Genomic DNA, 25736 nt, shown 5'->3' on the forward strand with positions numbered 1-25736 from the left:
TGTGCCGCCCGGTGGTCCGGGCGGCACACTTACGTACCCTGACATAAAACGTATGAACGCCGCGCAGCTGAAGCGCCGCGTAGCCGCGTAACGAAAGCAATGAAACAGGTAGGTCATGGCCGGGAACAGCCAGCGCAGGAACCGCCGTACGTCCAACAAGAAGGGCGCGCAGGTCGGCAGCGGTGGCAAGCGACGCCGCGGCCTGGAGGGGAAGGGCCCGACGCCGCCCGCGTCCGCGCGCAAGGGGCATGTCCAGAACCGCGTCGCCAACGCCAAGGCCAAGCAGACGGCCCGCCGCCAGGTCGCCCGGCGCGGCGGCAAGGGCACCAGCGAGATGGTCGTCGGCCGTAACCCGGTCTTCGAGGCGCTGCGCGACGGCGTGCCCGCCTCGATGCTCTACGTGCAGCAGTTCATCGACAACGACGAGCGCGTCCGCGAGGCGCTCCAGCTCGCGGCGGACCGCGGCGGCATCCACCTCATGGAGGCGCCCAAGCCCGAGCTGGACCGGATGACGAACGGCCTCAACCACCAGGGGCTCGTCCTCCAGGTCCCGCCGTACGAGTACGCGCACCCGGACGACCTCGCCGCCGCGGCCTTCGACAACGGCGAGGACCCGCTGATCGTCGCGCTCGACGGGGTGACGGACCCGCGCAACCTGGGCGCGGTCGTCCGCTCCGTCTCCGCCTTCGGCGGCCACGGCGTCGTCGTACCGGAGCGCCGCGCCGCCGGGATGACGGCCGGTGCCTGGAAGTCCTCGGCCGGCACGGCGGCGCGCACGCCGGTCGCCCGCTGCACCAACCTCACCCGGACGCTGGAGGCGTACCAGAAGGCCGGCATCACGGTCGTCGGTCTCGCGGCGGACGGCGAGGCGGAGGTCGGCGACCTGGAGGCGCTGGGCGGCCCGGTCGTGATCGTGGTCGGCAGCGAGGGCAAGGGCCTGTCCCGGCTGGTGGGCGAGACGTGCGACTTCCGCGTACGGATCCCGATGCCGGGCGGCGCGGAGTCGCTGAACGCGGGCGTCGCGGCGGGTGTGGTGCTGTACGAGGCGTCGCGGCGCCGGGTCTGAACGGCGCCGCTTGATGATCTTGACGGGTCTCGGACATATCGCGCGCGTCAAGGCAGTGTCCTAAACACAAGTCACTCGGTTAGATGAGTGTGGACACCAGAACGCCCCGGCCCGGGTTCGACGATCAGCCCCCGCTGAGCATGCTCAAGGTGGACTGCGATCCCGCGCAGGTCATCGTGAACCACGCCAGCTTCCGGGTGAAGCTCGCAACGCCTCAGCGCCCCAGCCCCCTGCGCATCCCTGGCCTGACCGGTGCGGCGCCCACCGCGCCGGGCCGGTCGCCACGGAGGCGGGCCCCCGTCGTCTGGAGCGGGAAGTCCGCGCCGGGCGACCCCGGCGCGAGCGGGCTGCTCCGGGCCGTACGGAACTCCCCACCGGTACCGGCACCACCGGCGGGCGGCGCCCACCGCGCCCCCGCCGGGAAGCGGTACGAAGCCGGCGCCACGCAGGTCATTCCCCGGCTCAGGCCGGGCGCCGACACCGAGACGACCGTGCCGACCCCAGTCGTCGGCGGCCCCCGTACGGAGGCCACGCCGCTGCTGCCGCCCATGCGCCAGGCGGTCGGCGCGTACGACCTGCCCGAGCAGAACACGGGCCCGCGACCGGGCGCCGGCCGGGGCGGGCCCTACGCCCCCGTGACCGCTGCCGACGACGCCTACGCCGACGACACCGATCTCGGGTACGACACCGACCTCGGGTACGACACCGACCTCGGGTACGACACCGACGACCGCCCGCGCACCCAGCGGAGCGGCGCCGACTCCGTCCGGCACGCCTACTACCCCGGCCGCCGGATGAACCTCGGCGTGGTGCTGCTCCCGCTCCGCGTCTTCCTCGGCTTCATCTCGATCTACGCGGGCATGGGCAAGCTCTGCGACCCCGTCTACTTCGACGGCGGCGAGCGCGGCTCCATGGTCAAGTGGCTCAGCTCGCTGCACCCGTGGGCGCTGGCGGAGCCGCTGCGGGACTTCGCGCTCTCGCACCCGGTCGGCGCGGGCCTCAGCGTCGCCTTCCTCCAGATCGTGGTCGGCGTCCTGACCGTGCTCGGGCTGTGGCAGCGGCTCGCCGCCTCCGTCGGGACGCTGCTGTCGGCCGCGCTGCTGCTGACGGTGAGCTGGCGGACCGTACCGGCGTACGACGCGCCCGACATCATCTATCTGGCCGCCTGGTCCCCGCTGATCATCGCGGGCGCGCCGGTCTACTCCGTCGACGGGCGGCTCGCGAGCGAGGCGTGGCGCACGCTCGGACCGCGCTCCGAACTCTGGGACCTGCGGCGGCGCGTGCTGCGCAGGGGCGCGATCGTGGCGAGCGTGGTCATCGGGCTGACGCTGCTGGTCGGCTCGGTGCTGGGCGGGGCCGTACGCTCCTCGGACCTGGTACGGGTGCCGGGCCAGGGCGTCGACCCGGTCAACCAGCTGCCGGGCGTACCGCTGCCGCGGAACCAGCGCGGCGCCACGGCCGGCGCGTCCGGCTCGCCGAGCAGCGCGGGCGCCACCAGTGGTACGTCGTCGGAGCCCTCGGCGACCAGCTCCGGCAGCCCGTCGGCGCGGCAGTCGGAGCCGGGCGGCGGTACGACGCCGGAGAGCGGCGGCGCGACCACCGGGACCGGTACGGCGGGTACGGGGACGGGCACCGGACAGACGCAGCGGCAACAGCAGCAGCCCAGCCAGCCCCAGGGCACGGTCCAGGAGCCGCCCGGTACGGCCGAGCAGGCCCCGCCGCCGTCCAGCAGCCAGGGGCCGTCCTCCACGGGCGGTTCGGGCGACGGGAGCGGCGGGGGCGGCGGCGACGGGGGCGCGCCGGCCACCGGCTCCTCCGGAGGCGGGAGCGGCGGCGGAAACCGTAACCCCATCGGGGGACTCCTCGGCTGACGGCCCCGACGAGCTGACGGCTCCACGAGGGGGCGGCCACCCGGACCGGGCGGCCGCCCCCTCGCGCATGCCCCTCCTGCCTGTCCGCTCACTTCCGCGGGGGCGCCTCTCTTCTTCGGGGGCGCGTCTCTCAGCGCGCGCCGCCGGACAGCTCCTTCGCCGCCTCCGTGAGGTCCTTCGCGGTGTCGATGGCGCGCCAGTACGCCCCGTGGGGCAGCGGGAAGCCCGCGAGGCGGCGCTCCCGGGCCAGCCGGGGGAACGTGGTCCGCTCGTGGTCGCCGCGGTCCGGCAGCAGCTCGTGGAAGTCCTCGGAGAACACGTACACACCCGCGTTGATGAGATACGGCGACGGCGGGGACTCGATGAAGTCGAGGACATGGCCGAACTCGTCGGTCTCGACGGCCCCCCAGGGGATCCGCGGCCGGGCGAGCGCGAGGGTGGCGGTCGCGTCGCGCTCGAAGTGGAAGGCGGCCATCTCGCGCAGCGAGAAGCGCGTCCAGATGTCGCCGTTGGTGGCATACCAGGGCCGCCCGGGGTCCGGCAGCCCGGCCGCGGCGTGCTTGAGGCCGCCGCCGCGCCCCAGGGGCTCCTCCTCCACCACGGTGGTGACCCGCAGCGGGAGGTCGGCCGAGTCCAGCCACTTCTGGAGCACCTCGGCGAGATGGCCGCACGAGACGACGGCATCGGTCACGCCCTCGGCGGCGAGCCAGGCAAGCTGATGGCCGATGATCGGGGTCCCCGTCCCGGGGATCTCGACCATCGGCTTGGGGCGGTCGTCGGTGTACGGCCGCAGCCGCGACCCCTGGCCGCCCGCGAGTACCACGGCCTGCGTCGGATACGTATGCATGCCGTGAACGATAGGCGGGCCGGCCGACCGGTGCCCGGGCGGCCGGTGCCCGGGCGGCCGGTGCGCGGGATCAGCTCCCCGTGGCCTGCTCGGAGACGCCGTACGCGAAGGACGTGTCGCACACGGGGCGGGAGAACGACTGTGCGCGGGTCGGGCCGTAGACGGCGACCGCGGCGCGGCCGAGCGCGCGGGCGATCGAGACGCAGTGCCGCGCGAGCGACGGGCGCTCCTCGACCTGCCGCTGGAGGTGCGTCAGGGCGATCCCCGGATCCTTCTCCTGAAGCTCCGTGAGCAGCTGGTCGCGGAGAACATCCTGGGGGGCGCGGGACTTGGCCGGTACGGAGGCGGTGTCGGAGGAGGCCGTCAGGACCTGCGAGTCGGTGGTGCTGGTCGCCCACGGAACACGGGCGACCGCGAGGGTCCCGGAGAGCACCAGGACGACGGGCAGTACGAATGCGAGAGTTCGGCCGATACGGCGGGCAGTGTGGGTCACGCAGGTGAGCGTAGCGGTCAGTGATGATTTGGCGACATTTAGTCACTCGCTTGAGGGATGGTTCGATCGGTTTTTTCGAATCGAGGGTTGACGCGGCCGATCTGAAATGCCCGGTATGCGGAGGAATTTGCGGGCGTCCGACAGGATACGCCGACGGCCCCGTACCGGAGTACGGGGCCGTGCGGAGGAAATCGGGCCGGAGTGCGGCGCGGGCGCGCCGAACTCCACACCTCTGGGGCCGGATCGGCCGGTTCGACGTATCAGTCGGACCGGACGGATCGGTCGGATCTGTCGGATCAGTCGGTGAGGCGCTCACCGGTGGAGGTCGAGAAGACGTGCGTCTCGCCCGCGCGCGGCACGACGTGCAGCTTGGCGCCCTTGTCCGGCACGGCACGGCCGTTGACCCGGACGACGACCTCCTTGGACTCGCCGCCGACCTCGGCGGTGCCGTACACGTAACCGTCGGCGCCCAGCTCCTCGACGACGTTGACGGTGACGGCGAGACCGGCCGGGGCGTCCTTGGAGAGCGCGCCCTCGGTGCCGCCCTCCTCGGCGATGTCGAAGTGCTCGGGGCGGACACCGACGGTGACGGTCTTGTCACCCTTCTCCGACGCGGCGGAGAGCGCCTCGCGGGAGACCGGCACGACGCTGTTGCCGAACTTCACACCGCCATCGGTGATCGGCACCTCGACCAGGTTCATGGCGGGGGAGCCGATGAAGCCGGCGACGAAGAGGTTGTTGGGCCGGTCGTACATGTTGCGCGGCGAGTCGACCTGCTGGAGCAGCCCGTCCTTGAGGACCGCGACCCGGTCGCCCATGGTCATGGCCTCGACCTGGTCGTGGGTCACGTACACCGTGGTGATGCCGAGGCGGCGCTGGAGCGAGGCGATCTGCGTACGGGTGGAGACACGGAGCTTGGCGTCGAGGTTCGACAGCGGCTCGTCCATGAGGAACACCTGCGGCTCCCGCACGATGGCCCGCCCCATCGCGACACGCTGCCGCTGACCACCGGAGAGCGCCTTCGGCTTGCGGTCCAGGTAGTCGGTGAGGTCGAGGATCTTCGCGGCCTCTTCGACCTTCTTGCGGATGTCCGCCTTGTTCACGCCGGCGATCTTGAGCGCGAAGCCCATGTTGTCGGCGACGGACATGTGCGGGTAGAGCGCGTAGTTCTGGAACACCATCGCGATGTCCCGGTCCTTCGGCGGCAGGTGCGTGACGTCACGCTCACCGATACGGATGGCGCCGCCGTTGACGTCCTCAAGACCCGCGAGCATGCGCAGGGAGGTCGACTTGCCACAACCGGAGGGACCGACGAGGACGAGGAACTCGCCATCCTCGATCTCGATCTCCAGCTGGTCGACGGCGGGCTTCGTGGAGCCCGGGTAGACGCGGGTTGCCTTGTCGAACGAGACAGTAGCCATGGCGATGTTGTCCCCTCACCGGCAGGAACGTGCCGGACGATCCGAGTAAAGGAATGGGTCTCCCGCCGGAGCGGAAGATGGGTCTAGTCCACGTGGGTGAACTTCCCGTGACGCTACCCGCCGTTCCGCGATCTGTCAGCACTCCCGTACGCACGAAATTTCCGGCGGACCGGTGATCGGGTCCGGTTACACTTCTCGGACACGCCTCCTTAGCTCAGCTGGCCAGAGCAACGCACTTGTAATGCGTAGGTCGTCGGTTCGAATCCGACAGGGGGCTCCGGTGAGCCCCAGGTCACGTGTTCCGTGACCTGGGGCTTTGTGTTATCGGATGCGGCGGCGGCGCCGGGCGCGGGCCGATCGGCTGGCCGTGGTCTCAGTCCTGGTCTCAGTCGGGGGTTCGACCGGGGATTCAGCTGAGGGTCCGGGCTGGGGCATGAAGGTGTCGCCCATGCGTTGCATGGCGTCCTTCGAGAGGTGAGATCGGCCCTTGACGTACCGGCGGGTCTGGCTGATCTGGGTGTGCCGGAGAATCTCCATGATGGTGACGATGTCCACCCCCAGTTCGTTCAGGATCGTGCCGGCGGTGTGGCGGCTTCCGTCGTAGAGGCGACGGTCGTCGATCCCGGCTTCCGCCAACAGTTCCTTGAACTCTTCCCAGTCCTGGCGGGGATCGAGAGGGCGGCCGTCCGGCCTGGTGAACACCGCGTCGTGCTCCTGCCACACGTCGCCGGCGGCGGCGCGTAGCGCTTCTCGCTGTTTCCTGTGCTTACGCAGATAGGGAACGAAGGGCGGCGGGATCGGCACGGAGTTCCTGCTCTTCTTCGTCTTCGGACGAGTGAAGACGAGTCCACCGCCCTTCCGCTCCGGACAGGTGCTCGCGTGCCTCGCGCATGTCTTCGCGCAGGGCATTGGGCAACCGCGGGTGTACCCCTTGTGTGTCGGGCAGTCCGCCGGGCACGGCTCGAAGCGGTGGAGACGGTGGCCGCAGGCGTGCGGGTCGTCGCATCCGTGGCGCCAGGTGAGGCGTTGGAGCTGCCACTGGGGGTGGAACATCTCTCCTTCGAGGTCGACGTACTTCCAGCGGAGCCCCAGGGCCTCGCCCTGCCGGAAGTCAACGCACGTATTACTTGCGCCAGCTTGAGTTGTAAGCCCGTCAGGGAAAAGGTCAGGCTGTGCCTTCGTGTCGACGGCAGCCGACGGCGAATGTACTGAACGTAGCCGTAGGCCTCGTACCTACGTCGCAGACGTTCCCCGCCAGGTTCCGCAGGCGCCCGCGAGGCGTCGCTTTCCCGCCGTGAAGGTGCCCTGGTCTTCGTCGAGTACCTGCTTGCGTTCCTGAGGTGAAGGTCAGGGCGAGATCACCACAGGCCCGTAGTGCAAGCACCCACCAGTGGCTCGCGCCTCCTCCGTGCCAAGTCCCGCCGAAGGGCGCCGTTCGACCCTCGCGTCAGATTGGCCAGTTTCTGGGTTGCGATGACGGCCGTAGCGGAACGGGCTCGGGAAGAGGAGTCGCCGCCGCCGGTGACATGCCGTCGAGGATGAGGAAGAGGTAGCGGCGCCAGCCTTCGCTGGCCGGGTCCATGGTCCACAGCAGACTGAAGAGCATGGCCATGATTCTGGGCAGGTCCTCCGGGGCGAGGTCGGCGCGGATGCGTCCGGCCTCCTGGGCACGCCGAGTGAGCAGGGTCAGCGATGCGTAGTACGGGCCGATCGCGTCCGAGATGACGGCGCCGGCTCTTCTCGCGGCGGCCAGAGTGTTGTGCTCGTGGGTGGCCAGCCCCATGGCGGCGTCGATGACGGAGGTGAGGGCACGTAGCGGGTCGTCATCGAGGAGCGCCTGTTCGATGGCGGGAGCGATGTACTCGGCGATGCCCTGCTCCAAGGCGGCCTTCGCGAGGACGGCTTTGTTGGGAAAACGCCGGTAGAGCGTTCTGCTGCCGACCCCCGCGTGTCGGGCGATCTCGTCCAACTGCGCGTCGGGGCCGCTCTCTGTGAAGACTTTGCGGGCGGAGCGGAGGATTCGCTCCACGTTGCGGGCCGCGTCGGTCCGCAGGAGTCGCTCGGGATCGGTGGCCACGGGAACAGAGTAACAAAGAGGCGGTTGACTGCCACTTGCGCAAGGTGCACCATGGAAATGGCGGCCAGCTGCCAGTTCTTGCCGTACGTCGGTTCGCGGTGATCCGGTGAGTGGTGAACGCCGAGCGCGGCGCGCTGCCCACGACGTGCGTAGTGCCTCTGCGTTCTTCCAGGTCACGACGGCTCGCTCAGCAGTACCTCGGCGCCTTCCCCCACGACGCTCCAGGAGGTCTCATGCCCACCACGACCGACACCGACGACGTCATCGGTCTTCCGGTCTTCCCCGGTGACCGCGACGCACGCTGTCCTCTGGCTCCCGCCCCCGAGTACCGGGAGTGGCGTGAGATGGGTGGTCTGCGCCGGGTGAACTTCAGAGGCCACGCCGCCTGGGCCGTGAGCCGGTACGAGGACGTGACGGCCGCGATGACGGATCCGCGGATCAGCGCAGAGGTCCCGATACAGCAGATCAGCATGGGCCCCGGCGCCCAGATGTTTCCCCGGATGGACGACCCCGAACACGCTCGGTTGCGCCGCATGCTGACCAAGGACTTCACGGTCAAGCGGGTACAGGCCATGCGCCCGCGGATCGAGGAGATGGCGAACGAGTTCATCGACACCATGGTGGCCTCCGGCAGCCCCGCCGACCTGGTCCAGGCGTACGCGCTGCCGATTCCCTCCCTGGTGATCTCCATGCTGTTGGGGGTGCCCTACGACGACCACGCCTTCTTCCAGGACATCACCTCCGTCCTGATGAGCCGCACCGCCACGGAGGAGGAGAGGCAGAAGGCCAGAGGGTCGCTCTTCGTCTATCTGCTCGACCTCATCGGGAAGAAGGAACGCGAACCGGACGACGCCCTGATCAGCCGCGTCGCACGCGAGCACCTCCAGGAAGGGCAGCTGAGCCGCGAGACCTTGGCGGTGAACGGCTTCATCCTCCTCAACGCCGGGCACGAGACCACCGCGAACATGATCGCGCTGGGCACCCTCACGCTGCTGGAGAACCCGGACGCGCTCGCGCGGATCCGTGACACGGACGACCCGAAGGTGGTCTCGTCTGCGGTGGAGGAGCTCCTGCGCCACCTCACGATCGTGCACAGCCTGGTCACCCGAGTGGCCAAGGAGGACATCGAGATCGGTGGCCAGCTCGTCCGCGCCGGTGACCTCCTGGTCATGAACCTCTCGTCAGCCAACTGGGATCCCGGCTTCGTCAGCGACCCCGACCGCCTCGACATCGAGCGCGACGCCCGCGGACACGTGGCTTTCGGACACGGCGTGCACCAGTGCCTCGGACAGGTCCTGGCCCGTGCCGAACTCGAGATCGCCCTGCCCGTGCTCCTGCGCCGGCTGCCCGGCCTGCGTCTCGCGGTGCCGCCGGAGGAGATCAGGTTCCGCAGCGACATGAGCGTCTACGGCGTCCACGCGCTGCCGATCGCCTGGTGACGGACACGACCCGGGCGCCCCGCCGAACCGCCGTCGCCCCGGTCGCCGCCACCCGCATGCTCGCGGGATCCCGGGCGGACGCGCGGATCGGCGGCACGGACGGCAGCCCCGCCGATCCGGCGGCCCTGGAGATGATGAACACCCTCACCCGCGGCCTCGACCCGGCGCTGGTCTCGCCCGTGGTCGCCTTGCCGGCCCACGAGGACTGCCCGCCCCGGGTCCGTGAGGTATGCAGCGCGAGTGCCGGCCCAGGCCGCGCGGTTCTTCGTCGGCCGCACGCGGGCCTACCCCACCGGCACTGACGGCTGAGGACGTACGGCCACCTCGACCGGATCCCGGGACGAGACCGAGGCCATGAGCAGGCGCCTTGCACGCCCTGCTCCGGCGGATCACTGCTCGTCCACCCCTCCCTCCCCCACAGGAGTAACCATGAGTACGGCGACCGACCAGACCCAGCCGAACGACGGCACCGATCTTCCGGACTACCCTGGCACCCGTTCTCCCGGCTGCCCCTTCGACCCGCCCCCCGTGCAGGCAGGTTGGCGGCGCGCCGACGGGCTGACCCGGGTGCGGCTGAGCAATGGCCGCATCGCCTGGGCGGTCACCCGGTACGACGATGTCAAGCAGCTACTGGGCGATCCGCGGCTCAGCGCCGACGGACATCGCTACCCGCAGCTGATGGAGACCCAGCAGCACGGCCAGCCGCAGGCGTTCCCGCGGATGGACGACCCCGAGCACTCCCGCATCCGGCGCACCCTCACCGGCGAGTTCACGGTCAAGCGGGTCGAGGCGATGCGGCCGCACGTCCGGTCGCTGGTCAACCGGTTCCTGGAGGAGATGATCGCCGCAGGATCGCCGGCGGACCTGGTGCGCGCGTACGCGCTGCCGATTCCCTCCCTGGTGATCTCGATGCTGCTCGGGGTGCCCTACGACGACCACACCTTCTTCCAGACACGCAGCGCCACGCTGATGCGCAAGGCAACCCCGCAGGAGGAGAGGAAAGCGGCGAGCGGTGAACTGTTCGGCTACCTCCTGGACTTGGTGAAGCGCAAGGAGCGCGAGCCGGGGGACGACCTCATCAGCCGGCTGATCACCGAGCGGGTGGTCACCGGAGAGCTCACCCATCACGACGTGGCCATGAACGGCATGGTCATCCTGCACGCAGGGCATGAGACCACGGCCAACATGATCGCGCTGGGGACGCTGGCCCTGCTGGAGAACCCCGGGCAGGCCGCCCGCATCCGGGACACCGATGATCCGAAGGTGGTCGCCGGCGCCGTCGAGGAACTGCTGCGGTACCTGACGATCGCCCAGGACATGCTCGTGCGCGTGGCGACCGAGGACCTCGACGTCGGCGGTCACCTCGTGCGGGAGGGCGAGATGCTGGTCTCCGGTCTGCCCTCCGCCAACCGGGACGTTGTCTTCGAGACCGCCGACGCCCTGGACCTCGACCGCGACGCCCGCGGACACGTGGCCTTCGGACACGGCGTCCACCAGTGCCTCGGCCAGTCCCTCGCCCGCGTGGAACTGCAGGAGGCCCTGCCCGCGCTGCTGCGCAGGCTGCCGGACCTGCGTCTGGCCGCACCCCTGGAAGAGGTGCGTTTCCGGCACGACATGGTGGTCTACGGCGTGCACGAGCTGCCCGTCGCCTGGTAGCCGCGAGACCGCCACCCCTGAGAGACCACTTCCTGAAGTCCCCACCCCCTGAAGAACCGAGGAAAAGAACCATGCGTGTGGAGCTGGACGAACCGAAATGCGTCGCGGCCGGACAGTGTGTAGTGGTCGCCCCTGAGGTGTTCGACCAACGGGACGAGGACGGCGTCGCCGTGGTGCTGGAAGAGCATCCCGCCGCCGAACTCCTGGACAGCGTGCGGGAGGCCATAGCCGTCTGCCCGGCCGCGGCGATCCGCCTGGCCGAGCTGTGAAACGAATTGTGATCGTCGGTGCCTCGGCCGCCGGGCTGGCGGCGGCCGAGACACTGCGCCGGGAGGGCTACGACGGCACGCTGACCCTGGTCGGCGACGAACCCCGCCCGCCCTACGACCGGCCGCCGCTGTCCAAGCAGGTCCTGTCCGGGAAGTGGGACGCCGACAGGACGGCCCTGCGGACTCCGGAGGACCTGGCCGCCCTCGGCCTCGACCTGCGGCTCGGCGTCGCCGCGGCCGGCCTCGACCCCGCCGGACGTCTGGTGCGGCTGGCGGACGGCTCGACGGTGCCGTACGACCGGCTGCTCGTCGCGACCGGCGTACGGCCACGGCGCCTTCCCGGTGTCCGTGCCGCCCACGTCCTGCGCACCCTCGACGACGCGCTCGCCCTGCGGGACCGGATAGGACCGGGACGGCGGCTGGTCGTGGTCGGGGCCGGATTCCTGGGGGCGGAGGCAGCGGCGGTGGCGTCGATGCTGGGCGCTCAAGTGACCTTGCTGGAGCCGGCGCCGGTACCGCTGGCGCATGCGGTGGGCCGTGAGGTGGGGCACGCGCTGGCACAGGCTCACCGGGAGCGGGGCGTGGAGCTGCGGTGCGGGACCACCGTCACGGAGGTGACCGAGGACGGGGTGCGGCTGGCGGGCGGCGAGGTCGTCGAGGGCGACGAGATCCTGGCCGCGATCGGCTCACTGCCGAACACCGGCTGGCTGGTCGGCAGCGGTCTTACGGTCGACGACGGCGTGGTCTGCGACGAGTACTGCCAGGCCGCGCCGGACGTGTACGCGGCCGGGGACGTCGCCCGCTGGTACAACCCCCTGTTCGGCACCTCGATGCGGATCGAGCACCGCACCAACGCGGCCGAGCAGGGCATGGCCGCCGCCCGCAACCTGCTCGCCGCTCCCGGGGCGCGCAAACCGTTCACGCCGGTGCCGTACTTCTGGTCCGACCAGTACGACATGAAGATCCAGGCGTACGGCTACTTGCGCGGCCATGACGAAGTCGCCGTCGTCGAAGGGAACTTGGCCGAGCGCCGCTTCCTGGCCGTGTACCGCTCCGGCGACCGGATCACCGGAGCCCTCGCGGTCGGCATGCCGGCCAAGGCCGTCCGGCAATGGCGGCAGATCATCGCCATCCGCGCCGCCTGGCACGACGCCGTTCCGAATCGGCCGTAGGCGACACACGTCTACGTGACACAGGGCTGTGGAGCCCCGTAGGACGCGCCCAGCCCTGTGACCGCCAACATGCTTTCCGTTTCGCCGTCCCCACCGGCTCCCCCACACGGAGGCCCTTTCCATGTCCCCGCTATGTCCCCCCACTGTCGAGGCGGGGAATTCCGTACCCTCACGAGTGACCACGGTCGTGGCGGTCCTTACGCTCGCCGGGACGGCGGTCGCGTTCGTACAAAGCTTGCTGTTCCCGATCGTTCCCCTCCTGCCCCGGTCGCTGGGCGCCCCGCCGACGGACACCGCCTGGGCGGTCACCGCCACCCTGCTGTGCGCGGCCCTCGCCACCACCGGTGACGGGACGGCTCGGTGACATGTACGGCAACCGCCGCATGCCGCCGGCCCGGGGCGCCTTCATGGTGGTGGGCGTCAGCATCATGCGCGACGTTCTGCCCGCGGACAGGATCGCCACGGCCACCGCCGTGAGGTACGGCTCCTTCGGCGTCGGTGGTTCCCTGGGCCGTCCCGTCGCCGCGCCCTGCGCCCTCGCCATCGGAGTCGGCTGCGCCCCGGGCACCTTGCCGACGCTCATCATGGACGCCGTGCCCGTGTCCGGGACCGCCGTCACCGTCGGTCTCAACACCCTCACGCGGTCCATCGGCACCTCCGTCTCCAGCGCCGTGGCTGGCGTGATCCCTCACCACACCATCGACTTCGACGGCGTTACGCTGCCGCTCCGGAACGGCCCGCGCACCGTCCTGGCGATCGGTGGATGCCGCCGTCGTCTCCCTGGCCTGCGCGCCCTTCATCTCCCGCCGGCGGTCGGATGCCAACTCCGCGGAAGCACCCGCGCCTGCGGGCACGGCCGCGGGAAAGGCCGCCACTGACGCCGAGTAGGGGCCACGGAGCAGCGGCTCTCGTTCCAGCACCCTCACACGCCCCTGCCTCCAGCACACTCACGGTCCCTCAGCGCATATTGCTGTCGAAATCTCCCGGAGGAAACACATGATGCTGTACCTCGCCCAGACCACCGGCGAACCGACAGGGGGCGTGGCCGGCTGGGCATTCGATGTGATCGACGCACTCGGCGGGCTGGGGGTCGGGGTGCTCACCGCCCTGGACAGCTTGGTTTTCGGGGCCCTCCCCGTCGACGTGCTGCTGCCGATGATCGGGTACACCGCCAGCCAGGGCGCCATCAACATCGTCGTCGCCATCGTCTGCGCCGCCGCGGGAGTGGTCGCGGGCAGTCTCTTCCAGTACACGCTCGGCGCGCGGCTCGGCCGCGACCGCGCGCGAGCGCTGCTGGTGAAGGTCCCGGGCATCAAGCCGGAAACCGTCGACCGCGCCGAGGCATGGTTCGCCCGGCACGGCGCCAAGGCGGTGTTGTTCGGCCGGATGCTGCCCGTCGTCCGTCCCATCATCTCCATACCGGCCGGGGTCGAGCGGATGGCGCTGCCGAAGTTCGTGCTCCTCTCCTCGATCGGCAGCCTGATATGGAACGCCGTTCTGCTGGGCTCCGGATACCTGCTCGGCGATAACTGGCACCGAGTGGTCGACATCATGGGTTACGTTCCGTATGTCTTCTTCGGCGCCCTCGCCGTGGGTGTCCCCCTCTTCCTCAGGCGCCGCAACCGACGCCGGAAGAACGCAGCGACCGCGAACGTCGAAACGAACACATCCGGGTGAGGTGGCCGCGGGGAAAGAGGCACGCGTACTGCCGTGCCGCGCCGAACCTGTACGGGGCAGGCGATGTCGCTTGCCGGCACAACCCGCTCTTCGGGGCACCGATGCGGACCGAGCGCCGGTACGTGGCCGCATACCGCACCGGCGGGACGCCGACAGGAGTCCTGGCCGTCGGCGTGCCGCCAAGGCCGGCGACCCGCACCCCCTGGCACGACGCACTGGTGACCAACGCGCTCCAGGCCGGCGCACACGGGCCAAGGCTCACAGGAGGAACCCCCACCCCAGCCCGTCGCGGCCGCTTTCAGCCCGCACCAGACACACGGAGACCCACCCATGTCCAGAACACACCCGTCGGCCGCCCAGGCACAGAATTCCCCGCCACCGCGGCTGGACGCCATGGTGGCGGCCCTCACCCTCACCGGAATCATCGGCGCGTTGACGCAGACCCTGGTGATCCCGATCGTTCCCCTCCTGCCCCAACTGCTGGACGCCAAGGCTTCGGACACCGCCTGGGCCCTCACGGCCACGCTGCTGTGCGGCGCTGTCGCCACCCCCGTGGCGGGCCGGCTCGGCGACATGTACGGCAAGCGGCGCATGCTCCTGCTCGGCATCTGCCTGATGCTGGCGGGCTCGGTGGTCTGCGCGCTGAGCGACTCCCTCGCTCCGATGATCGTCGGCCGGGCGTTGCAGGGCCTGGCGGCGGGCGTGGTGCCGCTGGGCGTGAGCATCATGCGCGAGGTACTGCCCGCCGAGAGACTGCCCGCGGCGATGTCGGCGATGGTCGGCTCCCTCGGCGTCGGCGCCGCCCTGGGCCTGCCTGTCTCCGCGGTCATAGTCGACAACTTCGACTGGCACGTACTGTTCTGGGCCTCCGCGGTCCTCAGCGCCGTCTCCGCCGGACTCGTCGTCCTGCTGGTGCCCGAGTCGGGGGCGCGTACGGGCGGGCGCTTCGATCTGACGGGGGCGGTCGGCATGGCGCTGGGCCTGGTCTGCCTGCTGCTCGCGGTCTCCAAGGGCCAGGACTGGGGATGGAGGAGTGGCACGGTCCTCTCCCTGTTCGCCGTGGTCGTGATCGTGCTGCCGCTGTGGGGCTGGTTCCAACTGCGGACGCCGCAGCCCCTGGTGGACCTGCGCACCACCGCACGACCACAGATACTGCTCACCCACCTCGCCGCGCTGGCGCTGGGCCTCGTCCTGTTCTCGATGAACATGGCGCTGCCGCAACTGCTCCAGATGCCTGAGGCCACCGGCTACGGTCTGGGCAGGTCCCTGATCGTCACCGGCCTGGTCATGGCCCCGCAGGGCCTGGTGATGATGGCGGTCTCTCCGTACGGAGCGCGCATCACCAGGAGCAAGGGGCCGAAGGTGACCCTCATGATCGGGTCCGCGATCGTGGCAGTGGGCTACCTCATCACCATGGTGATGATGTCCGGGATCTGGCAGGTCATCGTGGCCTCCTGCATCGTGGCGACCGGAGTGGGCTTCGCCTACGGCGCGCTGCCCGCGCTGATCATGGAAGCCGTGCCGGTGGCCGAGACCGCCGCCGCCAACGGCCTCAACGCACTCATGCGTTCCATCGGTACGACCGTCTCCAGCGCCGTCGCCGGTCTGATCCTGGCCCACATGACCACCGATTTCCACGGCGTGCACATCCCGACGGAGAACGGCCTGCGGGCCGTCCTGGCCCTGGGCGCCGGGGCCGGTGCCCTCACCTTCACCCTCGCGAGCCTCATCCCCCGCAGACCGCCGACGGGGGGCCCTGCCCCGGCGGAGCCGGCCGCCGCGAAGGCAGCAGGGGCGGAGTAGGGCACCGCTTCGAGGCTGTCGGACGCCTTCCCTGTTTCCCGTCCACCGCTCGTCAGGAGGTGAGTCCCGCGTCGCGGGCCAGAAGGGCGGCCTGGACGCGGTTGGTGACTTCCAGGGAGGTCAGGATGCGGCTGACGTGGGCCTTGACGGTGCTCTCGCGCATGGCGAGGCGGGTGGCGATGTCGGCGTTGGTGTCGCCGTGGGCGAGCAGGGTGAGCACGTCGCGTTCGCGCGGGGTGAGCCGGTCCAGCCGGGCCCTGGCCGCGGTTGCTTCGGGCTGGTTGGTCGCGTGGTAGCGGTCGATGAGACGGCGGGCCGCGGTGGGGTGGAGCATGGCCGAGCCGGCGGCCACCAGGTGGACGGCGCGCAGGATTTCGGCCGGGTCGGTGTCCTTGAGGAGGAATCCGTCGGCTCCGGCGGCGAGGGCGTTGTAGACGTACTCGTCGAGGTCGAAGGTGGTCAGGGTGATCACCTTCGGCGGGTGGGGGAGGGTTCGCAGGCGGGCGGTGGCGGTGATGCCGTCCATGCGGGGCATGCGTACGTCGATCAGGGCGACGTCGATGCGGTGGGCGGTGGCCTGTTCGATGGCCTTCAGGCCGTCGGCGGCCTGGGCGACGACCTCGATGCCCGGGTCGCCGTCGAGGAGGTCGGTCAGGCCGAGGCGGACCAGGGCGTCGTCGTCGACGATCATGGTGCGGATCATGTGCGGGTGCCGTTCTGTTCGATGCCGACGGGGTGGGGAATGCGGGCGGCGAGCCGCCAGGCGCCCGCGCCGGCCGGTCCGGAGTTCAGGTGCCCGCCGAGGGCGGTGACGCGTTCGCGCAGGCCGACGAGTCCGTAGCCGGAGCCGACGGTGTCGGTGCGGGGAGTGCCGGCTGAGTTGGTGACCTCGACGAGTGTGGCGGGCGGCCCGTAGTCGATGCGTACGGTCACCGGAGCACCGTCGGCGTGCTTGCGGGCATTGGTCAGTGCTTCCTGGACGATGCGGTACACGGCCAGACGGTGGGTGGTCGGAGCCCGCTCGGGAAGGCCGTCGGTGGTCAGCTCGATGTGCTGGCCGGCGGCGCGGGCCTCGTCGGCCAGCTCCCCTGCTTCCCTCATCATCGGCGTGAGGGCGGCGCTGGTCGGCGTGGCGTCGGGATCGCGCAGCACGCCGAGAACGTCACGCAGATCGGTGAGGGCCTCGACGGACGTCGTGCGCAGCAGTCCGAGGCGTTCGACGACGGATGCGGGCAGTGTGTCGTTCTTGGTGGCCAGGACACCGGTGTGCAGGGCGATCAGGCTCAGGCGGTGGGCCAGGACGTCGTGCATCTCGGCGGCGATACGGGACCGTTCCGCGACCCGTGCGGCCTCTTCGCGCAGCTGCGCCTCGACGCGCAGATGCTCCATTTCAGCGGCCAGTGCCTGGAGCAGACGCCGGCGGTTACCGAGCCACAGTCCGACGACGACGGCGAAGAGCAGCACGACCAGCGCGGACACATACCGCTGTTCGGCCCACAGCCGGGTTGCCGGGTAGCCGAGCAGATTGGCGCCCAGCGCCACGACGGCGCATCCCACCGCCACCCGCATCCGGCGGGCCACGAACAGGTCGAACATGACGATTCCCAGCAGCGGCACCGTGAGCCATCCCCACCACACTGTGACCGCGGTGACCAGAAACGGGGCGAAAGGCCATGGCAGCCGCGGCACGAGCAGGGCCACCGCGCACACCACCACGGAGGCGATGACCGGGGCCAGGAGCTGACCGCCGCTGATCGATGCTCCGTTCACCGCAGCGGCCAGTGCGAGAAACGCCACGAGTCCTACGCGCCCGAAGGCCGCTGCCCACTTCGGGGCCCTGCTTCTGCTCACCTCGGCAATCCTAGGCAGACCGGTGCGCTGTTCCGTCCGACGATCGATGATGTCCACCCCCTACTTTCGTCGGGGGACACCGTCACCGAACGACGGATCTCATGCCGGGCGCGGCTTTCTAGCGTCAATTCCATGAACGACTGGACCACCTCCCACGACCGTGTCCTGGCGCAGCGCAATGCCGAAGGCTGGATGTTCCTGATCGAAGCGGCCCGTGATCTGCGCACCACGGGTGCCATAGCCCCCAGCGGAAAGGCCCTGGCCCGCGCGCTCACCGACCCCGTACGGACTCAGGCGCCCCACCCGCTGGCAGTCCTGGAAGCCGGCGCCGGCACCGGCCCGGTCACCCGGGCCCTGATACCGCAGCTGTCCCGGGGCAGCCGCCTGGACATCGTCGAGGCCAACCCGCGCTTCGCCGCCCGACTGCGCCACCTCGTCACCACGCACCCGCACCTGACAGCCACGTCCGCGCAGGTGAACGTGCACCAGACCTACGTCGAGCAGCTCGACACCGACCAGCGGTACGACGTCATTGTCTCGGGGCTGCCGCTGACCAACTTCACGCCCGTGCAGGTCGAGCGGATCATGGCCCGCTACATGGAACTCCTCCACCCCGGCGGCACGCTGACCTATTTCGCCTACCTCGGCACCCGCAAAGCCCGCGCCCTGACGGCATCGCGGGCCGAAGCCCGCCGCCACGCAGCCGTGGACGAGATCATGGCCGCCTACCAACGCACCTACGCCACGGGCCGCTGGACGGTATGGGCCAATCTTCCTCCCGCCTGCGTCTGGCATCTGCGGCGCCCCCTCGTCTCCGCGGACCAGCCCGCGCCGCAGCTCGACGGGACGAGGCGGTGAACGTGCTCTCCGACATCCTCGGCCACCTCCCGCCGACCGCGGCGTACACGGTGGTGGCCGCTGCGGTCCTGGCCGAGTCGGTCCTTCTGGTCGGTGCTTTCGTCCCGACACTGTCCCTGCTCCTGACCGCGGGCGCGCTGGCCCGTACCGGCCACGTCGACATTCTCCTCGTCATCGCAGTCGCAGCCGGCGCCGTGGTGGCGGGTGACTTCCTCGCCCACCGCACCGGCAGGTATCTCGGTGACCGGCTGCGCGGCGGCCACCTGGGCCGTCGCGTTCCGGATGCCGCGTGGGGCCGGGCCGAGGCGCTGATGACGCGCCACGGCGGCCGAGCGGTCCTTCTGGCCCGCTTCCTGCCGGTGGTGCGCACCCTTGCCCCGCACTCCGCGGGCGCCACCCGCCTGCCCTACCGGCGCATCGCGCCGTACAGCGTCGTCGCCGCTTGTGTGTGGGCCACGGCCGAGGCCGGTGTCGGATACGCCGCCGCGACCTCTCTCCAGCGCGTCCTCACCCTGGGCGGCCCCGTCCTCGCCGTGGTCGCTCTGATGGCGGCGGGGGGCGTGCTGCTGTGGCGAAGAAGGCGTTGCCCGCCTGAAGCCGAGGGACAGGCGCCCGAGCCCGGTACGGAGTCCTCCGGTCGTGTTCAGGCAGGTCTGACGAGGCCGGTGTCGTAGGCGAAGATCACGGCCTGGACCCGGTCCCGGACCCCGACCTTGGTGAGGATGCTGCTCACGTGTGACTTGACGGTGGACTCGGCGAGGGAGAAGTGTTCGGCGATCTCGGTGTTGCTCCAGCCGGTCGCCATGGCGGTGAGCACTTCGCGTTCGCGGTTGGTGAGGCGCGCCAGCTGCCGTTCCTGTTCGGGCGTGTGGCCCGGCAGACGGCTGCCGAAGGCATCGATGAGCTTGCGGGTCAGACCAGGCGAGATGACGGCGTCTCCGGCGGCCACCGCGCGGATGCCGGAGACGAGTTCCTCGGGCAGGGCGTCTTTCAGCAGGAACCCGGAGGCTCCGGCGCGCAGGGCGTCATAGGCGTATTCGTCGAGGTCGAACGTGGTCAGGACCAGGATGCGCGAGCGTCCGCCGGACGCGATGATGCGTCGGGTGGCCTCGATGCCGTCCATGCCGGGCATGCGCACGTCCATCAGGACGACATCGGGCTTCAGCTCGGCGGCCATGCGGACGGCTTCGGCGCCGTGCGTGGCTTCACCGATGAGGGTGAGGTCGGCATGCTGTTCCAGGAGCATGCTGAAGCCAAGGCGTTGCAGGGCCTGGTCGTCGACGATGAGCACGGTGGTCATGCGCGGGGATTCTCCGTTCTGGTCGTGGTGACGGGCGGGGTGGTGAGGAGCCGGGCATGGACGCTCCAGCCGCCCTCACGGTTGGGTCCGGCGGTGACCTGGCCCTGGTAGATGGCCGCGCGTTCGCGCATGCCGATCAGGCCGCGGCCGTTTCCGGTGCTCCGCCTTCGGGAGCGGGGTGCGCGGAGGGGGGCGGTGTCCTCGATGTCGACGTTGACCGCGCCGGGCCCGACGATCACCCGGACGCTGATGGAGGTGTCGGCGGCGGAGTACTTGAGGGAGTTGGTGAGGGCTTCCTGGACGATGCGGTAGACGGTGAGCTGGAGGCCGGGGGCCAGCGCGGTGAGGTCGCCGTCGGTGCCGAGGGTGACGCTCGGGCCGGCGGCGCGGACGCGTTCGATCAGCGGATCGAGGTCGGCCAGGCCGGGCTGCGGGGCGAGCGGGGCATCGTGCGGACGGTCGTTGCCGTCGCCGATGACGGCGAGGAGCCGGCGCAGTTCGGCGAGGGCGCCGCGGCCGCTGTCGGCGATGATCCGTAGGGTCTCGGCACCGCGCTGGGGCTTGGTCTCGGTCAGGCCGGCGGCGCCGTCGGCGAGGCCGACGATGACGGCGAGGGTGTGCCCCAGGATGTCGTGCATCTCCTTCGAGACGCGGGCGCGTTCCTGGGCGACGGCGAGGCGGGCCTGTTGGTCCTTCTCCTTCTGCAGGGCGGCGATGACGACGTTCACCAGGCGGGTCGCGAGGCCGAGGCCGGCGATGGCCATCACCGTCACCATCCCCAGCAGAATGACGGGTTCCGAGCGTGCGGCGTACTCCGGCTGACCGTCGCCCCACAGCCCGGCGGCCCAGCCCACGAGCTGCGTCAGGGAGATGGCCAGGGCGATGAGCAGCTGGCCGGGGGTGGCGAAGCGGCCCACGTTGAACAGGGCTACGAGGCGTGCGACGTCGGCGCTGGCGTTGGCACCGTGGAGGGACCCCGTGTAGGCCGTCAGCGCGGCGGTGGCACTGGTGAGTACGAAGACCAGCATGGGCCTGCGCTCCCGCCACAGCAGGGGGACGGCCAGGGCGACGGTGAGGACCAGCTCTTCGGCGATGCTGGACTTGTCGGCGGGGTTGAGCAGGGACGGTAGCCCCAGAGCGGCGCAGAACAGCGGTACGCCCCACCGCCGGACCCGGGGGTGGGCCCGGTCCGCCCACCGCCAGGAAGACAGCCGGGCGATGATCGACACAATCACACGCTGCTCAGCGTCGCTCGTCAGCGCATCGGGCAGCTCGGGCCGGTCGGAAACGTGTCGACCGGGCCGGGAATCCTGTGGGGGCGTGGGGGGCAAGGTCGGGGCCCTTCGCGATGCAGGCGAGCCGCCCGCCGGTCCCGGGGGACGGACGGACGGGCAGCGACTGAGGGAGAGCGCCGACCGGGGCCGGCTGCTCTTCCGCAATCGTACGGCTGACAACGGTTCGGGGGCGGCGGCCGTCCCGACCTGGTCACCGCACCCGCACCCGCACCCGCCCCTGCCCGCGCCGGGAGCCGAACCTCGGGAGAGGGCGGCCGTGGGGCGGGCGGCCTGCCGGGCTTCGACCGCGTGGCGCGGTTTCCGGCCCTCGAACACGTCGGAGGCGAGGCGGAGCCGGATGTCACGGCGAGTCTCAGGACGCCCACCCCGGCCGGCCGGGGTGTCGGCGCCGATCCCACGAACGTGGATGCCAGGAGGACGATCCGCAAGTGGACGACCAGTGGTGGTGGGTGAAACGCCGACCGGCCCGAGCCGGTGCAGAACGATGGCCACGAAGTTGCTCCCGCCGGGAAAAGACGTCATTGCCTGGACGGGCCTGACCGGTCCCGGGCTTCAACCTAGAAGCGGAATCGACCGGTGCCACGGCACCGCGGGAGGGAATGCCGCGGCGTCGACTAGTACCGGGGTACCAGAGCCCGTCCTCCTCGCGGCCGCGACGAGCGGTCCAGGAGTGGAGGCGGGTGACCGTGTCAAACGGGGCGTTTTCCGCAGGAGTTGGCAGGCGCGTTGGGAACGAGGAGGGCGTGGACGGTCCAGCCGCCGTGAGGGTTGCGGCCGGCGGTGACCTCGCCCCGGTACAGGGCGGCGCGCTCGCGCATACCGACCAGGCCCCTGCCGCTGCCCGTCCCGCCACGGTGTGCGTGGGTGCGGGGCGGGCCGGTGTCCTCCACGGTGATGCGTACGGTGTCGGGGTCGGCGGCGACGGAGACGTGGACCGAGGTGTCGGAGGCGGCGTACTTGACGGTGTTGGTCAGGGCCTCCTGGACGATGCGGTAGGCGGACAGCTGGAGCCCAGGGGCCAGGCTGGTGAGGTCACCGCGCGCGTGCAGGGCGACGGCGGGGCCGGCGGCGCGGACCCGGTCGAGCAGGGCGTCGAGGTCGGCGAGGCCGGGCTGCGGGGTGAGCGGGGCATGGTGCGGCCGGTCGTTGTCGTTGCCGATGACGGCGAGCAGGCGACGCAGTTCGGCCAGGGCGTCGCGTCCGCTGGCGCCGATGATGCGGAGGGCCTGGGCGCCGCGTTCGGGCTTGGTCTCGGCGAGCCCGGCGGCGCCGTCGGCGAGGCCGACGATGACGGCGAGGGTGTGGCCGAGGATGTCATGCATCTCGCGGGAGACACGGGCGCGTTCCTGCGCCGTAGCAAGACGGGCCTGCTGGTCGCGTTGTTTCTTCAGGGCATCGATGTAGGCGTAGGCCAGTCGCAGGAGCAGGCCGAGTGCCGCGACTGCCGCCACGGCGATCATCGCCAGCAACGTCACGGGCTCCGGACGCGTGACGTACTCCAACTGATGTCCGAGCCAGAAGAAGTAGGCCCATGCGACGAGTTGGACGAGGGTAACGCCGGTGGCGGCGGCCAGCAGGCGTGGGGGGCAGTGGCGGCCGACATTGAACAGGGCGACCATCCGGGCGAATTCGGCGCCGGTCAGCACACCCAGGGGGAGAGAGACGATGGAAACGGCCGTGGTGAGGGCGAAGACCAGCATGGGGCGTCGTTCCCGCCACAGCAGCGGGACGCAGAAGGCGAGGATGATCGGCAGCTGGGGGTCGCTGACGTTGTAAGGGTTGAGGTAGGCGTCGCTGCCGCCCGCGAAGCACAAGGCCGGGACACCCCACCGCCGGATCCAGGGACGGGCCTGGTCGGCCCGTCGCCACGAAGCGAGCCGGGACATGACCGAGACGATCACGCGCTGCTCGGGATCGTTCGTCAGGGCCTGAAAGAACTGGCGCTCGTCCGTGTGTGGGGCGGGGATGGGGGCGCTCGGTGCGGTCACGGGTAGGCCCTTCGCGGTGTCGAGACCGCCCGCCGGCCCGGGGGGATCGGGCCGGCGGGCGGGGCAGGAGAGACGGCGGGTGAGAGTCGGCCGCCATGTCAGGAGCTGTGCGGAGGCCGGTGCTGCGGCTCGCTCTCGTCAACGCCTGCGGATCGGGTTCTTCAGCAGCTTCCTGCGTGTCGGTGCCTTCGGTGCCTTCGGTGCCTTCGGTGCCGGAGTGTCGGCGAGGACGGGGGCGTCGCTGCCCCGTGCGAGGCGCTGCTTGAGCCTGGACAGCCCTCGTGCCTTCCCGCGCGCCTGCTGGGCAGGCGCCGGTATGTCCGTGTCGCCAGCAGCGTGGACGCCGGTGAAGGTGCGGGGGGTGCCGTGGTCGTCCGAGCCCGTGTGGACCCCTGCGGCGACACCGGCGAGTACGGGTTCGGGCGCGGAGACCGTCTGCTCGGCTTCGAGGGCGTGGCGCAGTTTCTCGCCTTCGACATCCACGTCGGGCAGGATTCGGTCCAGCCACTTCGGCAAGGCCCAGGAGCGGTGGCCGAGCAGGGCCATCACTGCGGGGACGATCGTCATCCGGACGACGAAGGCGTCGATGAACACGGCGGCGGCGAGTCCCAGGCCGATGGACTTGATCAGCACCTCGTTGTCGAGGAGGAATCCGGAGAAGACGGAGACCATGATGACCGCGGCCGCGGTGACCACCCGGCCGCTGTGCCGGAAGCCCTCCACGATGGCCTGCGTGGGATCGGCGCCGTGGACGTACTCCTCCCGCATGCGGGAGACGAGGAAGACCTCGTAGTCCATGGCGAGTCCGAACACCACGCCGATCAGCACGATGGGCAGCAGGCTCACGATGGGGCCGGTCTGGTCGACGCCGAAGAGGTCCTTCAGCCAGCCCCACTGGAAGACAGCGACCACGACTCCGAGGGTGGAGGCCACGCTGAGCAGGAAGCCGAGGGCGGCCTTGAGCGGGATCACGATCGACCGGAAGACCAGCAGGAGCAGGACCAGGGCCAGGCCCACGACGATGGCCAGGTAGGGCACAAGGGCCTGGGAGAGCTTGGTGCTGACGTCGATGTTGACGGCGGTCAGGCCGGTGACCATCAGGTCGGCGCCGGTGTCCTGGTGCAGGGCGGCGCTGCGGTCGCGGATCTCGCCCACGAGGTCCTTGGTGGCCTCACTGGTGGGGGCGCTCTTGGGGACGACACCGAGCAGGGCCACATCGCCCGCCTCGTTGAAGGAAGGGGGACGAACGGTGGCCGCGTCATCCAGCTTGCCCAGCATGGCGTACGCGTCCTGGGCAGCGGCCTTGGGACTGTCGCTGCCCCGGGCGTCGACGACCACGGTGAGCGGGCCGTTGAAGCCCGGCCCGAACCCCTCACTGAGGGTGTCGTAGGCGATGCGCTGGGTGCTTCCGGGGGGCTTTCCGGAGTCGTCGTTCAGGGCCATCTGCAGGGACATCGCGGGGATGGCCAGCAGGGCCAGGCCGGCCACCGAGACCGCGAGTACCTTGACCGGGTTGCGGGTGACGAACCTTGCCCAGCGCACGCCCATCGACTCGCCCTCGCCGCGCTCCAGCGCCTTCATACGGCGGGTCAGCATCTTGCTCTTCATGATCCGCATCCCGGCGAAGCCGAGGACGGCGGGCAGCAGGGTCAGTGCGATGATCACGGCGACGGCGACGGCGAAGGCCGAGGCCAGCCCCATCGAGGTGAGCATGCCGATGCCGATGACGCTCAGGCCGCTCAACGCGACGATCACGGTCAGGCCGGCGAAGACGACCGCCGAGCCGGCGGTGCCCAGGGCCCGTCCACAGGCTTCCTCGGGTTCCTGGCCGTCACGGATCTCGTTGCGGTAGCGGGAGACGATGAACAGGGCGTAGTCGATGGCGACGGCCAGGCCCAGCATCAGCGCCAGGGTCGTGGAGGCCGAGGCCAGGTCGAAGAAATGCGTGGCGAGCGTGACCGACAGGACGGCCGCGGCCACCCCGAGGATCGCGGTGAGCAGGGGCAGTCCGGCCGCGATCAGCGAACCGAAGGTGATCACCAGCACGACGGCGGCGACCCCGACGCCGATCAGCTCGGCCGCCTTGCTCGCCGACTCGCCCTTGACGGCATTGCCGCCCAGGCTCACCTTCAGACCGGCCTTCTCGCCCTGCGCGACGACGTCGGTCTGGACGGTGTGGGCCGCGCCGCTGACGTCGGCCTGGGCGGCCTTGTAGGACACCTGGGCGTAGGCGATGGTGCCGGACCTGCTGACCAGGCCGCCGGCGAAGGGGTCGGTGACACCCGACACCTGCGGCGACTTCCCCAGCTTCGCCACCAGGGACTCGACCTCGGCCTTGTTGACGCCGGAGGTGAGCTTCTGCCCGCTGGGCGCCTCGAATACCACCCGCGCGGTGGCGCCGTCGGCGGACGCCTGCGGGAACTCCTTCCGCAGCAGGTCGATCGCCTGCTGCGACTGCGTGCCCGGAACGCTCAAGCTTCCCGAGGAGGTGCCGGGCGCACTCATGGCGCCGATGCCGATGGCGGCCAGGACGGCGACCCACAGCATCACGACGATGCGTCGTCGCCGGAACGACAGTCGGCCGAGCCGATAGAGGAAGGTGGCCACGGATTACTCCCACCAGGAGAAGAGATCATTGGGTGAGCTGGGCCTG

At 70.6% G+C, this 25736-nt stretch carries 23 protein-coding genes, 1 tRNA gene and 1 pseudogene; 14 read left to right on the forward strand and 11 right to left on the reverse strand.

Annotation, left to right across the window (positions count from 1 at the left end; all coding sequences use genetic code 11):
* The first annotated feature begins 115 nt into the window (after positions 1 to 115).
* A complete protein-coding gene (gene rlmB, locus AB0P17_RS23000; RefSeq protein ID WP_365813738.1) occupies positions 116 to 1066 on the forward strand; it encodes a 23S rRNA (guanosine(2251)-2'-O)-methyltransferase RlmB in 951 nt (316 codons plus the stop codon).
* An 83-nt stretch (positions 1067 to 1149) separates the two neighbouring features.
* Entirely contained in the window at positions 1150 to 2937 is a 1788-nt protein-coding gene (locus AB0P17_RS23005; RefSeq protein ID WP_365813740.1) for a DoxX family protein, read from the forward strand.
* Between the two features lie 130 nt (positions 2938 to 3067).
* On the opposite strand, the gene AB0P17_RS23010 is transcribed toward AB0P17_RS23005, so the two are convergent.
* The 3 genes from AB0P17_RS23010 to ugpC all read right to left on the reverse strand — a co-directional run bounded on the left by AB0P17_RS23010 (position 3068) and on the right by ugpC (position 5698).
* The gene (locus AB0P17_RS23010) at positions 3068 to 3784 is read right to left on the reverse strand and encodes a nucleotidyltransferase family protein (RefSeq protein ID WP_365813742.1); all 717 of its coding nucleotides are present in this window, start codon (positions 3782 to 3784) and stop codon (positions 3068 to 3070) included.
* Between the two features lie 70 nt (positions 3785 to 3854).
* Positions 3855 to 4277 carry a hypothetical protein gene (locus AB0P17_RS23015; RefSeq protein WP_365813744.1) on the reverse strand — a complete coding sequence of 141 codons (423 nt, stop codon included), beginning with the start codon at positions 4275 to 4277 and terminating at the stop codon, positions 3855 to 3857.
* Positions 4278 to 4573: 296 nt separating this feature from the next.
* Entirely contained in the window at positions 4574 to 5698 is a 1125-nt protein-coding gene (gene ugpC, locus AB0P17_RS23020; protein WP_365813745.1) for a sn-glycerol-3-phosphate ABC transporter ATP-binding protein UgpC, read from the reverse strand.
* Between the two features lie 203 nt (positions 5699 to 5901).
* On the opposite strand from ugpC, the gene AB0P17_RS23025 reads away from it, so the two are divergent.
* Positions 5902 to 5975 (forward strand) — tRNA-Thr (locus AB0P17_RS23025).
* 44 nt (positions 5976 to 6019) lie between these two features.
* Here the strand turns inward: AB0P17_RS23025 and AB0P17_RS23030 are convergent.
* Both AB0P17_RS23030 and AB0P17_RS23035 read right to left on the reverse strand, forming a co-directional pair.
* Positions 6020 to 6808, reverse strand: a pseudogene (locus AB0P17_RS23030) (tyrosine-type recombinase/integrase); the annotation flags it as partial.
* A gap of 337 nt (positions 6809 to 7145) precedes the next feature.
* Positions 7146 to 7775: a helix-turn-helix domain-containing protein gene (locus AB0P17_RS23035; RefSeq protein WP_365813746.1), complete on the reverse strand. Its 630-nt coding sequence runs from the start codon at positions 7773 to 7775 to the stop codon at positions 7146 to 7148.
* A gap of 233 nt (positions 7776 to 8008) precedes the next feature.
* Between AB0P17_RS23035 and AB0P17_RS23040 the strand changes: the two genes are divergently transcribed.
* From AB0P17_RS23040 to AB0P17_RS23080, 9 genes are all read left to right on the forward strand, one after another.
* Positions 8009 to 9214, forward strand: a complete 1206-nt coding sequence (locus tag AB0P17_RS23040) for a cytochrome P450 (RefSeq protein WP_365813747.1) — start codon at positions 8009 to 8011, stop codon at positions 9212 to 9214.
* Positions 9211 to 9516, forward strand: coding sequence for a hypothetical protein (locus tag AB0P17_RS23045; protein ID WP_365813748.1), 306 nt, complete (start codon positions 9211 to 9213; stop codon positions 9514 to 9516). The genes AB0P17_RS23040 and AB0P17_RS23045 overlap by 4 nt, the downstream gene beginning before the upstream one ends.
* Positions 9517 to 9643: 127 nt before the next feature.
* Entirely contained in the window at positions 9644 to 10870 is a 1227-nt protein-coding gene (locus AB0P17_RS23050; RefSeq protein ID WP_365813749.1) for a cytochrome P450, read from the forward strand.
* Positions 10871 to 10941: 71 nt separating this feature from the next.
* Positions 10942 to 11139 (forward strand): ferredoxin, encoded by a 198-nt coding sequence (locus tag AB0P17_RS23055; RefSeq protein ID WP_365813750.1) that lies wholly within the window; start codon positions 10942 to 10944, stop codon positions 11137 to 11139.
* A complete protein-coding gene (locus AB0P17_RS23060) occupies positions 11136 to 12311 on the forward strand; it encodes an FAD-dependent oxidoreductase (protein ID WP_365813751.1) in 1176 nt (391 codons plus the stop codon). Before AB0P17_RS23055 ends, AB0P17_RS23060 begins: the two co-directional genes overlap by 4 nt.
* Positions 12312 to 12486: 175 nt before the next feature.
* Positions 12487 to 12675: a hypothetical protein gene (locus AB0P17_RS23065; RefSeq protein WP_365813752.1), complete on the forward strand. Its 189-nt coding sequence runs from the start codon at positions 12487 to 12489 to the stop codon at positions 12673 to 12675.
* A gap of 1 nt (position 12676) precedes the next feature.
* Positions 12677 to 13189 carry a hypothetical protein gene (locus AB0P17_RS23070; protein WP_365813753.1) on the forward strand — a complete coding sequence of 171 codons (513 nt, stop codon included), beginning with the start codon at positions 12677 to 12679 and terminating at the stop codon, positions 13187 to 13189.
* A 118-nt stretch (positions 13190 to 13307) separates the two neighbouring features.
* Positions 13308 to 13988: a DedA family protein gene (locus tag AB0P17_RS23075; RefSeq protein WP_365813754.1), complete on the forward strand. Its 681-nt coding sequence runs from the start codon at positions 13308 to 13310 to the stop codon at positions 13986 to 13988.
* A 330-nt stretch (positions 13989 to 14318) separates the two neighbouring features.
* Positions 14319 to 15791, forward strand: coding sequence for an MFS transporter (locus AB0P17_RS23080; RefSeq protein ID WP_365813755.1), 1473 nt, complete (start codon positions 14319 to 14321; stop codon positions 15789 to 15791).
* Positions 15792 to 15843: 52 nt separating this feature from the next.
* On the opposite strand, the gene AB0P17_RS23085 is transcribed toward AB0P17_RS23080, so the two are convergent.
* Positions 15844 to 16494, reverse strand: a complete 651-nt coding sequence (locus tag AB0P17_RS23085) for a response regulator transcription factor (protein WP_365813756.1) — start codon at positions 16492 to 16494, stop codon at positions 15844 to 15846.
* On the reverse strand, positions 16491 to 17642 hold the full coding sequence (locus AB0P17_RS23090) for a histidine kinase (RefSeq protein ID WP_365813757.1): 1152 nt from the start codon (positions 17640 to 17642) through the stop codon (positions 16491 to 16493). The genes AB0P17_RS23085 and AB0P17_RS23090 overlap by 4 nt, the downstream gene beginning before the upstream one ends.
* Before the next feature lie 132 nt (positions 17643 to 17774).
* On the opposite strand from AB0P17_RS23090, the gene AB0P17_RS23095 reads away from it, so the two are divergent.
* Positions 17775 to 18500 (forward strand): methyltransferase domain-containing protein, encoded by a 726-nt coding sequence (locus AB0P17_RS23095; protein WP_365813759.1) that lies wholly within the window; start codon positions 17775 to 17777, stop codon positions 18498 to 18500.
* Positions 18497 to 19174, forward strand: a complete 678-nt coding sequence (locus tag AB0P17_RS23100) for a DedA family protein (protein WP_365813761.1) — start codon at positions 18497 to 18499, stop codon at positions 19172 to 19174. The genes AB0P17_RS23095 and AB0P17_RS23100 overlap by 4 nt, the downstream gene beginning before the upstream one ends.
* Here the strand turns inward: AB0P17_RS23100 and AB0P17_RS23105 are convergent.
* The 4 genes from AB0P17_RS23105 to AB0P17_RS23120 form a co-directional block, all read right to left on the reverse strand.
* Positions 19144 to 19800, reverse strand: coding sequence for a response regulator transcription factor (locus AB0P17_RS23105; protein WP_365813762.1), 657 nt, complete (start codon positions 19798 to 19800; stop codon positions 19144 to 19146). The two genes, AB0P17_RS23100 and AB0P17_RS23105, sit on opposite strands and share 31 nt — an antisense overlap.
* On the reverse strand, positions 19797 to 21029 hold the full coding sequence (locus AB0P17_RS23110) for a histidine kinase (protein ID WP_365813763.1): 1233 nt from the start codon (positions 21027 to 21029) through the stop codon (positions 19797 to 19799). Before AB0P17_RS23110 ends, AB0P17_RS23105 begins: the two co-directional genes overlap by 4 nt.
* A gap of 755 nt (positions 21030 to 21784) precedes the next feature.
* A complete protein-coding gene (locus AB0P17_RS23115; RefSeq protein ID WP_365813764.1) occupies positions 21785 to 23083 on the reverse strand; it encodes a histidine kinase in 1299 nt (432 codons plus the stop codon).
* A 138-nt stretch (positions 23084 to 23221) separates the two neighbouring features.
* Complete coding sequence (locus AB0P17_RS23120; protein WP_365813765.1) at positions 23222 to 25690, reverse strand: MMPL family transporter; 2469 nt, start codon at positions 25688 to 25690, stop codon at positions 23222 to 23224.
* Positions 25691 to 25736 lie beyond the last annotated feature (46 nt).

It is taken from the genome of Streptomyces sp. NPDC088124 (assembly GCF_040685895.1).
GTDB lineage: Bacteria > Actinomycetota > Actinomycetes > Streptomycetales > Streptomycetaceae > Streptomyces.